Source organism: Coleofasciculus sp. LEGE 07092 (assembly GCF_015207375.1).
Lineage (GTDB): Bacteria > Cyanobacteriota > Cyanobacteriia > Cyanobacteriales > Coleofasciculaceae > LEGE-07092.
Window position 1 is genome coordinate 21,252 of record NZ_JADEWY010000030.1, and the last position, 12,801, is coordinate 34,052.

Genomic DNA, 12,801 nt, shown 5'->3' on the forward strand with positions numbered 1-12,801 from the left:
GTGAATTACTACAAACGCCGTTAAAACAGTCTATCTTCTAATACGGAGCATTTCATTACCGCCTTTCTGGAGTTCGTATTGAACCTTGGCAACCGATACGGTATATCCCAGCTCCCGAAATTCTTGCACAATTGAGTCGAGATAGGGGGAGCGTTTTAACATCAGACTCAGCAATGGAAAAATACGCACTTCTTGGCTCACCCTTAGCATTTCTTGAATGGAGTCTCGGTGGAAATTAAAGTCATAAGGGTCGGAATATAAGAATAAAAAGTGCGAACACAAAGCGATATTATAGTCATCATCATTACTATCCAATTTTGGCAACGCTCCCGTTCGATATCGTCCTTCTTTCTTTCCTTCGCTTTTTGAGTTCAGACTCCGAGAGATTAAACATTTTCCCATACTCGTCAATCGATCGTCCAAAGGGAACTACTTTTTTTAACTTCTTTTAACTTCATTACCATCGGTTTTCTCCAGAAAATCCTCTCTATCAAATTCCGTTTATCATAGGTTTATGAAAAATATCTTGAGGTGTAGGAATTATGGATTGTGACGAAAAGCTCCTGAGCATCCGCCTACCTGACTCACTTTACCAAGCCCTGATAGCCTACCAAAAGCAACAGCAGCTTGATTCGACTGCTGCGGCTGCCGTTTCCATCTTGGCTGAATTCTTGCAGCAAGGTGAGGAAACGAAACGCTATGCCACAATAGAACAGTTAGAGGCGCTATCGAAGAAAGTGGACTACCTAAATTACCAAGTTTCGGCACTCAGTCACAGTCGGCTGGGAGTTAGTAGCACTGCAACCCCAGCTACTGGGATTCATTCACCTACGCAGGCAGTGAAACGAGCATCGCCACTCACACATCCTGTCGTATCTACTAACCTGGAGGACATGGATGACGAACCTGATGAAATTCTGTATGAGTTCCTTTAGCACCTGCCATCGACAGGCAGGATGCCTGTCCTACTGAAATAAAAAACCTGCGGCTCTTCAGCACTTAGTATGGCAAAAACATAGTAAAGCCAAGGAAAAGGGAGACCTTCTGGCGTTGATTGCGATACCATCCAAATGTAGTCCGCATTACATACGTCACTATGGAGCCAGATTCTCTACCAGCAGAGCTCATTTTGACGCAGCCGCGTCAGAGCCTTGGCAATGTTCAACTCGATTGGACTCCCCAACCCGGTAGCTATCTCGACTTTGAAGGTCAAACCTACGCTGTGCTAGAACGTCGCCACCGTTATCGCCTGAAATCAGGGCGCTATCGCTTGCAAAAAATTGCTCTTTACGTGCAGTCTGCCCAACGCCCAACTGAGAAAAGCCAGATTAACGGACGCTGGGTTATTGGCGACGCCACGTGCTGCTTTAATGCTCACTCCGAACTCGTGCGTTGTGCGGTTAATCCAGAAGGTCCGTGTAGTTCTTGCCGTTACTACGAACCCATTACACCAGACAATCAAACTTGACCATTTTCTAAAACGTCTCCGACAGCTAAACGCATCCCGTTAGCAAAATCCCAACCCGACTGAGCCCGTTTCCCTGCTAACTGCACTTCCTGCAACAGTAACAATCCGTTGCCCGTTTGAATAATCGGACCCGTTCCCTTGGCAAGGCTGATTACTTCTCCAGGACACCCTGATTTTTCCGATAGAGAAAACCAGTCCCGCTCTAACGTTTGTAAGGTTGAGGGCAACTCAGAGAAGTAAGCCTCTCCAAGGGGAGCCGTAGCGAGGATTTTCAGCGGTTTATCCCGAAACAATGCCACACAGTTGGGAAGAAATCCCCTCACCTGATTGTGTAAATCAATAGCAGGGCGCGACCAATCCAGACAATAATCCGACTTTTGAATGAGGGGTGCATAAGTAGCTTGGGCATCCTCTTGAGGAATGGGTTTAATTTCCTGGCGTTTTAGCTTGAGGAGAGTTTCGACTAACAAATCAGCTCCCACATCAGCAAGAATCTGCGCCAACTGAGGGGCGTTGTCCCATAACCGAATAGGGGTATAACTTTTGAGTAACATCGGTCCGGTGTCCATGCCTGCATCCATCAGCATGGTGGTAATACCCGTTTCGGTTTCGCCATGATACAGGCACCATTGAATCGGCGCAGCCCCCCGATACTTGGGCAGTATTGAGCCGTGAACGTTGACACAACCCAGGGCAGGCATATCCAAAATTTCTGGGGAGAGAATCTGCCCGTAAGCAACAACCACAAACGCATCTGCCCCTGCTTGCCGCAGTTGCGTGAGGGTTTCGGTGTGCTTTTTCACCCGCTTCGGTTGCCAGACAGGGAGTTGATGCGCCAAGGCAGCCGCTTTTACGGGTGAGGGTGATAACTCCTTCCCCCGTCCCCGTCGCTTATCCGGTTGGGTAACGACCCCCAGAACGTTAAATTCGGGGTGATTTAACAAGCGTTCTAAGGTGGGTAGTGCAAATTGAGGCGTACCGAAAAAAATAACATTCATGGAGAACATTCAAAATTTAAAATTCATGCATTCAAAACTTCCCCTAATTAACGGCAATTTCAATACGACGGTTCCGTTGCTGATTGGCATCGGTATCATTCGCTACCAGGGGACGAGTTTCGCCGTAACCCGCAACCAGCCATCGATACTCATCACCCAAGGCGCGGGCAAAGTACTGCTCAACGGCTTTGGCGCGGCGAAACGAGAGTTCGCGGTTGTCCTGGGTTTCACCATTAGTGTCGGTGTGGACGGCGATGCGGATCGTGCTGGATGGGTAGTTCCGCAAATCGGCAATAATTTTGTCTAAAATTAAGCCTGCTTCGGGACGTAGAATGCTGTTACTGCCCTCAAATAAAACATCGCTGGGTAGTGTTACCTTCAACTTGTGGGCGGATGGGGAGTCAGGGGAGACACCTTGATTAACAGCATTCGTTCCTGCTGAGGAACCGTTTTGACTCCTAGGCTTCACCCCTTGGAGTTGTAGGGCGATCGCTTGCAGCCGCGCTTCTAAGGATTCATTCGGGCGACTAGTGCCGAGCTGGGCTTCTAGAGTACCAACACCTTCATTCAAGGTCTTGAGCTGTGCCTGTAACTGGTTGAGCTGTGCTTGTACCTGCTGTCTTTGTACGGGTGTTAGGGACAATGACGACTCGGCAAGATCTGGCACTGTTGTTGTTGAGCTAGTATTGGGAGAAACTACTGGTATAGTTTTCTCAAAATGCAATCCCATTTTGAGCAGTAGTGGCTTTTGGGGATTGGGATTGGGATAAATGTTAGCCAAAACAATGCCTAAGAGCAAGGACAAACCTCCTCCGACACCCAGCAGCAGCACTCGAAAAATTAAAACGAGTAACCACGAACGGTTGTGGGTTGAAGGATCGGGAGTGATTGTATCTGCTGAACTAGCGGATTGGGTCACTGATTTTCCTGAATTCTATTCAGACCCTAGAAGAATAACACCAGACAAAGCCTAATTCGATCATGCCACCACCAATACCAAACTGTCGAAATTAATGTTTCACTTCGGGATCAAGCCACCAAGGGCAGAACGGGGAGAGGGTGAAAATCCTATTCCCTGTTTCCCATTTCCCGTTTTTAAGACAAGAGTGAAAACTTTCGTAAAAGAGTGAGTTCTATGGATCATTAACTTGATATATATAGACTGAGGAACATAGATGAGAGTTCCTCGGGCGTTGCTCCTCACACAAGAAGCGCCGTTTAGCAACCTCCATCCCCTATCCTATCGATGCTCAGTAAAATAGTCTGTTTACTCGAATGGTTGTACAAGCAGCCACATACGCTATTTTTAGCCCCCTTGCTGCTTGTTGCTCATAACCCATCTGTCCGGGCTGAACAGGTGCGTGTGCCTATAGGAGCTAGCCCATTATCGGTACCTTCTTCCTTGCCCTCTATCGAAGCGCCCGAAGAAACAGAACCCGATATGACTCAGACAAAAGTACAAATTGACCCCCTCGATAGTCCCCATCCCGTTCCTTGGGGTTGGGTGTTGGCAACTCATGCTGAACTTAGTGAGAGTGAAAGCTTCGGGTTACGATACTATCGCAGTCAACCCTTAGTGTCTCCAGACGGTCAGTACGCTGCCTACAGTCGTATTCAGATGCAAGGACAGCCGGAACTATACCGCAGTCGCATCACCAGCGTAATGTTTCTGGAAAATTTGGAAACTGGAGATTTGCGAACCATAAACCCATCGTCGCCCTTGTCTGATAATCCCTTAGTCAGCAATGAAGAAGCCGATATGCCGGGAACATTTTCAATGTTGATTCCGGTTTCTTGGTCGCCTTCAAGTGAGCGCCTCTTAGGACGCCAGTTTGAAGGGATGTTCAGCACGTCTTATGCTTCGGATTACGCTGTAATCTGGGATCGGCGGCAAAATCAGGTCAGTACCCTAGCACCAGAGCGAATGGAATACAGCAATGCTGTATTGCTGGGTTGGAGTCAACGCGATCCCAATCGCGTTTTGTTCCGTGTTGGTGAACTGGGTGAAGAACGCTGGCCCACATGGGCAGTCAATATGACCGGTGAAACGACCCTCGCCCTTGAAGACGACCCGATTGTTTACGGTCAAGTCGTCAACCAAGTCTGGGCAGGTCCTCAAGCGCGTTGGTAATGAGTAATGATGAGTTATGAATGATGAGTGATAGATTAAAAAATTGACTCCATTCATAATTCATCATTCAATTAGCAAATTGGACGCTGACCGGGGTTTACCCCATGGATATATTCGCTACCCGATGCGGGCCATCCTCGCTTATAAGACGCTTCCTCTGGCTGACCCCAGCCTAACTGCAAGATAATTTCCAAAAATCTGGCATTACCATGTTTAAAGAGGTTCGCCCATTCAGTTTTAGAAGCGATCGCTCTGGCATCTTCGGGTGTAATTTGGCGATAGTCCCTGCCAAGCTTAATACTTAAGTACAAGTCCATATCACTGGTTACTTGCCACCAAAACCTCAAGATTGAAGCCTTAGCCGCTTTGAGGAGTTCCACGTCCCTAGAGAGTGCCACAAGCTGATCGTCAACGGCAGGATAGCGCAGAGTTTTCCCCTCAATTATAAGTTGTCGCCAAACAATACCAGAAATTTGGTGTTGCCGCTGATAACCGTGTACAGCCGCTTTGAAGTCTCGATAAGCACTAAACTTTTGAATACCATCCGGTTTGAGAAAACGGTCAATCAACGGGTTGCCAGACGCCGAAGCTGCCAAATTAAGGCGCTGCCCATTCATGCAGGCGCGACGCTCATCTGCCAAAATTTTGATTAACTCTTCTGTGCTGTAGACTTGTGACATCAGCCCACGAGGAATAGCTGGCAACAGCAAATGAAAATGCCCATTTCCCCTTTTTCTGATACGGCTTATTCCCTTAGCTCAGTATTGATCTCATTGAGGGTTCGGCGTTTCAGTTCAATGGACTCAGAACGGGGTAACAAATTAAAAACATCTCGAAATACATCATCGATTTGTTCGTAACTCAGTTGTCCTGTCTCGTTGAGTACAACCTTACCCTCCTGATTAAAAAGAACCGTTTGAGGAACCAACCCTTTGTAGTAGTAGCCCGATTCCATCGGTTTGTAGTTAGATTTCAGAGGCAAGGTATCAATGTTAATGGGAATAAAATTCGCCGCTCGTCCGTAAGGTGCTTGGAGCTGAGAGATAACGACAGAATACAGCTTGCAATCACTGCTGTCATTGACATAAAACACCAACAGTGCTGGTTTATTCCGTTTCAGAGACTCTGCCAAGTTAACACGCGGCGGCACCAGAGAAGCGTTACTGCCGTAAAGAGCGAAAATGTCACCATCAAAGCGATCATCATTGAGTCCTGCTAGTGCTGAGGGTGTTGCCAGCAGCCAACAAGCAACAACGGCAATCAGGATCGACAAGCCCCCAGAAACAAGACGCCTGTAAGTTTGACAATTTTTCAAGTTTATGATTCTCAATCGAAATGAGTAAATAGTCATATCAACCTATCTTTGGCTCCAATCCCCCTTCTCTATGATTATCCCTTGAACTATGGCACGGGAACGTATACATTACGCAAACATAGCGACAACGCGATCATAAACCTCGGTCTTTGAAACTGAAGTTAAGCACTTCAGGGATAAAGTCGATGTATCTACCCCAACAAGACCAAAACCAACCAACCGCACAAGAGCAAGAAATGCTCGAACTCATCAACCGGATGCGGTTGAAGCCCAGTAACGAACTCGACCTTTTACTGAACTCATCCGATACCAGCGTCAACTTTGCCCTCGACTACTTCAATGTAGATATTGATGTATTAAGCGCTCAGTGGCTTAGTCTCAAACCCGTGCAGCCACTGGCATGGTCTGATGAACTCATTGATGCTGCACAAGATCACAATGCATTGATCATTCAGGAGGATACGCAGTCACACCAGTTACCCGGTGAATTAACCCTAGGACAGCGAGTTGCAGGTACTGGATACAACTGGTCTGCTGTTGGGGAAAATGTCTATGCATTCGGAAAATCAGTTTTCCACAGTCACGCCAGTTTTGCGATTGATTGGGGGTTTACCTCAACGGGAATACAAGAGTCACACGGTCATCGCAACAACATTATGAACAATAATTTTCGGGAGATTGGTCTTTCCATTATTCCCGAAAATGACCCAACCACCAGCGTTGGTTCACTAGTCACGACTCAAAACTTTGGCAGTCGCTTCAACTTTGGCAATTCCTGGTTGTTGGGAGTAGTATTCGACGACCAGACCGTTGATGATAATTTCTATACTTCCGGTGAGGGACTTGCTGAAATTGATGTAACAGCGGTTAATACTACAACAAACCAAAGTTTCACGACTACCACTTGGACTGCTGGCGGCTATCAGATGCAGTTGCCCGGTGGGACTTATCAAGTCACGTTCTCTGGTGACTGGAACAAGGACGGACAAACCGATACTGAAACTCAGCAGGTAACTATCGGGTCAGAAAACGTTAAACTTGACCTCAAAACTGATGACTTGAGTATCGCTCCAACTCCAACTGCCGAACCTGATTTGGCTCCCACTCCAACTCCGACTGCCGAACCAGCTTCTAATGACGCTCCAACTCCAACTGCCGAACCTGATTTGGCTCCCACTCCAACTCCGACTCCCGAGCCAGCTTCTAATGACGCGACTACTAGTAACAACTCTCCTGTTGAAGACACAACGGCAAATCATGATCTTTCAAGTCGTATTGGTCATGATACGATTGCCGGGGGTTTGGGAGATGATGTAATTCGTGGTGGAGATGGTGACGATGTACTACGAGGTGATCTAAACTCTCGCTCTCCTGGTGGTTCCATTGGCGGCGACGACATCATCTACGGGGGTAAAGGAAACGACCGGATTGGCGGTAAGGGAGGTAACGACCAACTTTACGGTCAGGATGATAACGACCAAATCTGGGGTGACGATGGCGATGACTTGCTCTGGGGGGGGCTGGGCAATGATACTCTCACTGGAGACAATTTTTCTGGAGGTCGCGGCAGCGATACGTTTGTACTGGCTGCTGGCGAAGGGACTGATACCATTATTGACTTCCACATTGGCGAAGATTTCTTGGGTTTAGCGAATGGGTTAACGTTCGAGGAACTAACTATTACCCAGGGAACAGGTGCAAACACCAAGAATACTCTCATCAGTTTTGGGGGTGAGATCCTCGCCATCATCAACAAGGTAGATTCTCGTTATCTGATGGCAGTTGCCGAGGTAGCTTTCACGGAGGTTTAAGTTCTGTTTTTAATCCATAGCTCTCGGTAAGAACGAATAGTACTCAAAACTAACCCACAACTCAAAACTCAAGACAGTCACCCACTGCCAAACTCATCTTATTGGATGAGCTAAAGGGGCGATTTGTTAATCGGTTGAGATGTGGGATTTTGAGTTAGATAAACTTTAGCTATTAAGGATTGTAGCGCTTTTCTAAAGTCACAATTAAGGTGGGTCACGCCACTACCTTCTTGCACTGAGTCTATTTTTCCCTTGCAGTACTTAAATCGGTCTTGAATAGGTTAGCACCGTTCAGATTAGCGTCCTTCAAGTCAGCACCGTTGAGATTAACGTGGCGCAAAAGAGTATTGCTCAGATCAGTACCGCGCAGGTCTGCATAGCTTAAATTAGTATGACTCAAGTCAGCATGGCTGAGATTGGCACCTTTCAAGCTAGCATGATTCAGTGTTGCGTGGCGCAGTAGCGCACCTTGGAGGTTTGCACCGCAAAAATTTCCGTAATTGAGGTCTGCACGGTTGAAGTTGGCTTCAGCTAGACACGCTCCGATCAAAGTAGCACCGAGCAGGTTAGCCTGAGTGAAGTTGACATTGCTCAGGTTGGTGTGATGAAATTTTGTCCGAGATAAGTTAGCACCCTTGAGATTGGCATCGCAGAGGTTGGCAAAGCTAAGGTCGGCATCACTTAAGTCAGCGTTTTGTAAACAAGCCTGTCGCAAGTCAGCACCCCTGAGATCGGCAGCAACTAGGCTAGCACCGCTGAGGTTGGCATTCTTGAGGACGACCTTTTGAAGATTAGTACGACGCAACTTAGCAATAGTCAAGTTAGCGCGAGTCAAGTTAGCCTGCCGGAGGTCAGAACGACTCAAATCGGCATCGCTAAGATTTGCACCATTCAAATTAGTCCCGTTTAAGTTAGTCGCAATCAACACAGCACCATTGAGCGTAGCACTGCTCAAGTTAGCGTTACCCAGTTTGGCAAGACTCAAATCTGCATGACTCAAGTCCGCACTGCTGAGATTGGCATTTCGTAAGTCAGCAGCGCTGAGATCGGTACTGCGAATGTCGGCACCACTGAGGTCGCTACCCCGCAGGTCAGCACCTCTCAATTGAGAAAAGACCCGGTATGTATCCAATTCAGTAACACTTTGATTGATTGACTCCCTATCGACTTTGACTAAGTTGTATTGAACGTTTTCTGTGTAAATTGCAAATACAATATTAAAAACATCCAAGAAATTAATAAACCATTGGCAGTCTTGTTCAGGATAGGTTTCGTAATAACGAATTAATTTGGCAATACAAATATCCAAATGAGTCCGAACATAGTCGCACAACAGAATAATTTTCAGGAGAGTGATAACTAGGGTTAACGGACTTTCTTGAGTTGTGAGTAAAATAAAAAGCGAAGAAGGCTCCCGATCATTTTCTATTGTTAAAAATTCAATAAATCGTCGGCAGGTTCGCAGGAGTAAATCAAGGTTTAGAGTTTCTTGATGATGCGCTTCATAGAGTTTTTTTAGTTTATTATCTAATTGATTTTTGAGAACTTCTATAGAGGGAAGGTGGTTAGCGGCGAAAAGCAAATAGGTCTGTAGGTTGCATTTGAAGTCTTGATAGTTTAAATTTTGAGTTTGCTGGATAAATAGATTAGCATAGCTGGAATAACTGAAAAGGACTTTTCTAGAAACTAAGTGTTTGAGTAAGTGAATGATTTCATCACCGAGGTGAGTTGGATTGGAAGGTCGCTTTTCTTCGAGGATGGGAGAATTACATTGAATTGTATATCTAGCTAACTCAAACTTAAATTTTTCTTTCAAGCGTTTGGCTAAGTTTTTGGCTAACTCTCTCTGTTCTATAGGGTTTTGGGAATTGAGGTATTGAGGAACGAGTAAAAAAGTTGCATAGCGATGACTCCAGTTTTTTCTCTCTTGAGTCGTAGCCGGTAAAGCAAAAAGCTTGAGTTCTTGGTAATCCTCACTTTCAATGAAATTTATCAGCCAAGCTCTTAGGCGTTGTAGACTGGGAGAAAGTGTTTGTTGTTTGTGCTTGACTTTCGCTTCAGCCAGGACTTGAATAAGTTTTTGAATCGAAGAATAGTTTCGACTGGAAGACCAGTTATTAATTAAAATATAACAGGAGCGTTTAAAGGTATTGCGAAATTCGGCTTCGTCTTTGCGGAACAGAATTTCATAGAGAGCCTTGTTGACTTTAGAACCTAGACTACTCTCACCGTAAAAAAACAATTTCAGAAATTCCGTTAAAATTGCTTCAGGAGAAGAGCAAGCCACCCTATCGATCAGGAATTTATAAATAATATCCTGAGCAGCCTGAATACTTAACTGTTCTTGCGGAACTACATCAACGGTGGAATTGAGGTTGGAATTAGTAGGTAAGATGGAACTTTGCATAATTGATAAACACACCCTGTAACTGCTCAGTTATCTTACTGCGGGAGTGATGCCAGCAGTAACGAAAGCTGTAAGAGCCTAAATTTTCTCTGAACTTACCAAGAAGTAGAGAAATTCGTTGTAGTTAAATTATCCATGATTTTTGAGTTTGGGGTGTGAAGTTCAAAAAATTCTGAACTCCTGTATTCTGTTGTTACATAAAACCTATGTAGATTTATGGCAGTAGGGGCTGTTTAGCGACACATTATCGAGTGTCACTCGAACTGCACCTCAACCACTGCGCCTTTCTGGATGAGTTCTCGCTTCATTTCTTCAGATAATCCCGAATTATTCCTGAAGTAAGCCCCTGTGACCTGGACATCGCTGAGATTAGTACCGAACAGGTTGGCACCCGTGAGATTAGCGTGGCTGAGGTTAGCCCCCTTGAGATTAACGTGACGCAGAAGTGCCTCTGTGAGATCGGCGTGCCTCAAATTTCCATGGCTTAAGTCCGTGCGGGTCAAGTTGGCATGGCTAAGGTTGGCACCGCTTAAGCTTGCATGATTACAGTTAGCCCGATCTAAATCGGCTTCACTGAGGTTGGCATGGTGCAGCTTACTATGACATAACTGAGCACTTCTGAGGTTGGCGTTACTGAGGTTGGCGTTACTGAGGTTGGCGTTACTGAGGTTGGCGTTACTGAGGTCGGCATGGTGCAAATCAGCATCTCTGAGTTCGCAGGCATCAAGACTCGCACCCCAGAGATTAGCTTCTCTAAGATTGGCTTGCTGGAGGTCGGCACGGCGCAACTTCGCAGCCGTCAGAGTGGCATGGTTCAAATTAGCTTGGCGCAGGTCAGCACAACGCAAGTCTGCACCAGCAAGACTAGCACCGCTCAAATTAGCTCCGTTGAGCATAGCACTGCTCAATTCTGTTTGATTGAGTATGGCACCGCTCAAATTAGCACCACTGAGTTTGGCAAGACTCAAGTCAGCTTGACTAAGGTCAGCACCGCTGAGTTCGGCGTCTCGCAGATCAGCGGCGCTTAAATCAGTGCTGCGGATGTCAATACCACTGAGATCAGCACTCCGCAAATCAGAACCTTTCAATTGAGAAAAGATGCGATAGGTCTTGAGATTGTCAATATCACAGTTTTTATCAAAACCAGAACCTTGAGATGGGGATTTGATTTTGACTAAATTATATTGAACATCTGCGTTGTAAACTGCAAATATAATGTTAAATATCTCTAAAAAATGAATCAGCCATTTACAGTCGCTTTCCAAAGAACCTTCGTAGTAACGAATCAGGTGAGCAATACAAAATTCTAAATGGGTTTGAGCATACTTGCAAATCCGAATAATTCGGAATAGGGCAATCGCTACAATCAGGGAACTACCGTGAGTGGTGAGTAAAATGAATAACGACGATGGTTCGCGACTATCTTCAGTTGTCAGAAATCCAATAACACGCTTGCAGGTTCGTAGCAACAAATCAACAGTTAAAGGCTTTGAGTGATAGTTAGTGTAGAGATTATCTAATTTGGCAGACAGTTGAGTATCTAGGATTTCTAAATGAGCAGAATTGCTAATAGAAAACAACAAGTATTTTTTTAGACTTTTCTTGAAGGTTTTATAATCTTGATTTTGAATTTGTTGAGTAAACAGATTAGCATAATTTGCTTGATTAAATAAAAGATGCTGTGCGCCAACTTTTTTTATTATTTTAATAGCGAGATCGCCGAGTTGAGTAGGATTATTAATTTCCGTCTCTTTAAAGTTAGGAGAATCACACCGAGCCGTATACATGGCTAGCTCGAATTTGAATTTTTTTTTCAGTCGCTTGGATAGATTTCTAGCAATTTCTCTTTGTTCTACGGGATTTCGAGAATCTAGATATTGAGGAACTAATAAATAAAAGGTGTATCGATGGCTCCAATGCTTTTTTTCTTCAGAAGGGGACGCAAATAATTTCAGCCCTTGATAATCTTGACTGTTTACAAAATTAACCAATGCCGTTCGTAGGCGATTTAAATTTGGAGCTTGCTTAGGGGGATTAACGGCAGAATCAGCAAGGAGTTTAATAAGTTTTTGTATGAAAGTAAATTTTCTTTTAGAAGACCAATTATTAATCAAGATATAACAAGCTCTTTTCAGAGTATTTATAAAATCTGTCTCGTTTTTCTGAGAAATAATTGCATTAAGAGCCTGATTTAGTTTTGGATCAACTAGACTATTTCCCAATACAAATAACTGTTTAAATTCCTGTAAAACAGTTTCGGGTGACGATTGATTGACACTATCAATAAGGAACTGGTAAATGACATCCTGAGCCTGTTGGAGGCTTTGTTCTTTGAATCGATTGTCATCAACACAAAAGTTAGCTTGATCACTATCTAGCACGATGCGCCCGTTCATTACAACAAAAAAGCAGTTTTCAAGAATTAAGACATTAAAGCTTTGGCTTAGGACTTATGGAGTTATGTTAAAAAAGGTTTCGATACTTGAAGCAATCCCATTGCACGGTAGCAGGAAAAAAGCTTACCTGTTTGGCACTCACTCCACTATTAGAATTCTTCTAGCAACATTGAGAGCTAATGCTAGACGGGAAATACACTTAATAACAATTGTTCCAAAACACCCAACTCCTAAACCAACTTGGTGAGGTGGGGAGATATTTATCACCATTAATT

General features: G+C 44.9%; 11 protein-coding genes. 4 read left to right on the forward strand and 7 right to left on the reverse strand.

Features of this window, described 5'->3' with window-relative positions; all coding sequences use genetic code 11:
* Positions 1 to 30: 30 nt before the first annotated feature.
* A complete protein-coding gene (locus tag IQ257_RS09705; protein WP_228060574.1) occupies positions 31 to 402 on the reverse strand; it encodes a hypothetical protein in 372 nt (123 codons plus the stop codon).
* A 140-nt stretch (positions 403 to 542) separates the two neighbouring features.
* Between IQ257_RS09705 and IQ257_RS09710 the strand changes: the two genes are divergently transcribed.
* Positions 543 to 935 carry a hypothetical protein gene (locus IQ257_RS09710; RefSeq protein WP_193872816.1) on the forward strand — a complete coding sequence of 131 codons (393 nt, stop codon included), beginning with the start codon at positions 543 to 545 and terminating at the stop codon, positions 933 to 935.
* Positions 936 to 1,096: 161 nt separating this feature from the next.
* Positions 1,097 to 1,468, forward strand: coding sequence for a DUF6464 family protein (locus IQ257_RS09715; RefSeq protein WP_193872817.1), 372 nt, complete (start codon positions 1,097 to 1,099; stop codon positions 1,466 to 1,468).
* On the opposite strand, the gene fmt is transcribed toward IQ257_RS09715, so the two are convergent.
* Positions 1,459 to 2,466, reverse strand: a complete 1,008-nt coding sequence (gene fmt, locus IQ257_RS09720) for a methionyl-tRNA formyltransferase (RefSeq protein WP_193872818.1) — start codon at positions 2,464 to 2,466, stop codon at positions 1,459 to 1,461. The two genes, IQ257_RS09715 and fmt, sit on opposite strands and share 10 nt — an antisense overlap.
* 43 nt (positions 2,467 to 2,509) lie before the next feature.
* Positions 2,510 to 3,385: an OmpA family protein gene (locus tag IQ257_RS09725; protein WP_193872819.1), complete on the reverse strand. Its 876-nt coding sequence runs from the start codon at positions 3,383 to 3,385 to the stop codon at positions 2,510 to 2,512.
* Between the two features lie 327 nt (positions 3,386 to 3,712).
* Between IQ257_RS09725 and IQ257_RS09730 the strand changes: the two genes are divergently transcribed.
* A complete protein-coding gene (locus tag IQ257_RS09730; protein ID WP_228060575.1) occupies positions 3,713 to 4,597 on the forward strand; it encodes a hypothetical protein in 885 nt (294 codons plus the stop codon).
* Between the two features lie 71 nt (positions 4,598 to 4,668).
* On the opposite strand, the gene IQ257_RS09735 is transcribed toward IQ257_RS09730, so the two are convergent.
* On the reverse strand, positions 4,669 to 5,277 hold the full coding sequence (locus IQ257_RS09735) for a hypothetical protein (protein WP_193872820.1): 609 nt from the start codon (positions 5,275 to 5,277) through the stop codon (positions 4,669 to 4,671).
* Between the two features lie 65 nt (positions 5,278 to 5,342).
* On the reverse strand, positions 5,343 to 5,948 hold the full coding sequence (locus IQ257_RS09740) for a thylakoid membrane photosystem I accumulation factor (protein WP_193872821.1): 606 nt from the start codon (positions 5,946 to 5,948) through the stop codon (positions 5,343 to 5,345).
* A gap of 149 nt (positions 5,949 to 6,097) precedes the next feature.
* Here IQ257_RS09740 and IQ257_RS09745 point away from each other — a divergent pair, with 149 nt between their 5' ends.
* On the forward strand, positions 6,098 to 7,723 hold the full coding sequence (locus tag IQ257_RS09745) for a CAP domain-containing protein (RefSeq protein WP_228060577.1): 1,626 nt from the start codon (positions 6,098 to 6,100) through the stop codon (positions 7,721 to 7,723).
* Positions 7,724 to 7,964: 241 nt separating this feature from the next.
* On the opposite strand, the gene IQ257_RS09750 is transcribed toward IQ257_RS09745, so the two are convergent.
* Positions 7,965 to 10,130 (reverse strand): pentapeptide repeat-containing protein, encoded by a 2,166-nt coding sequence (locus IQ257_RS09750; protein ID WP_193872822.1) that lies wholly within the window; start codon positions 10,128 to 10,130, stop codon positions 7,965 to 7,967.
* A 254-nt stretch (positions 10,131 to 10,384) separates the two neighbouring features.
* The gene (locus tag IQ257_RS09755; protein ID WP_193872823.1) at positions 10,385 to 12,526 is read right to left on the reverse strand and encodes a pentapeptide repeat-containing protein; all 2,142 of its coding nucleotides are present in this window, start codon (positions 12,524 to 12,526) and stop codon (positions 10,385 to 10,387) included.
* Between the last annotated feature and the right edge of the window lie 275 nt (positions 12,527 to 12,801).

Excerpts from the sequence above, each read along its gene's own strand:
- IQ257_RS09705 (WP_228060574.1), bottom strand. The coding sequence starts at position 402 with ATGGGAAAATGTTTAATCTCTCGGAGTCTGAACTCAAAAAGCGAAGGA.
- IQ257_RS09710 (WP_193872816.1), top strand. The coding sequence starts at position 543 with ATGGATTGTGACGAAAAGCTCCTGAGCATCCGCCTACCTGACTCACTT.
- IQ257_RS09715 (WP_193872817.1), top strand. The coding sequence starts at position 1,097 with ATGGAGCCAGATTCTCTACCAGCAGAGCTCATTTTGACGCAGCCGCGT.
- fmt (WP_193872818.1), bottom strand. The coding sequence starts at position 2,466 with ATGAATGTTATTTTTTTCGGTACGCCTCAATTTGCACTACCCACCTTA.
- IQ257_RS09730 (WP_228060575.1), top strand. The coding sequence starts at position 3,713 with ATGCTCAGTAAAATAGTCTGTTTACTCGAATGGTTGTACAAGCAGCCA.
- IQ257_RS09735 (WP_193872820.1), bottom strand. The coding sequence starts at position 5,277 with ATGTCACAAGTCTACAGCACAGAAGAGTTAATCAAAATTTTGGCAGAT.
- IQ257_RS09740 (WP_193872821.1), bottom strand. The coding sequence starts at position 5,948 with ATGACTATTTACTCATTTCGATTGAGAATCATAAACTTGAAAAATTGT.
- IQ257_RS09745 (WP_228060577.1), top strand. The coding sequence starts at position 6,098 with ATGTATCTACCCCAACAAGACCAAAACCAACCAACCGCACAAGAGCAA.
- IQ257_RS09750 (WP_193872822.1), bottom strand. The coding sequence starts at position 10,130 with ATGCAAAGTTCCATCTTACCTACTAATTCCAACCTCAATTCCACCGTT.
- IQ257_RS09755 (WP_193872823.1), bottom strand. The coding sequence starts at position 12,526 with ATGAACGGGCGCATCGTGCTAGATAGTGATCAAGCTAACTTTTGTGTT.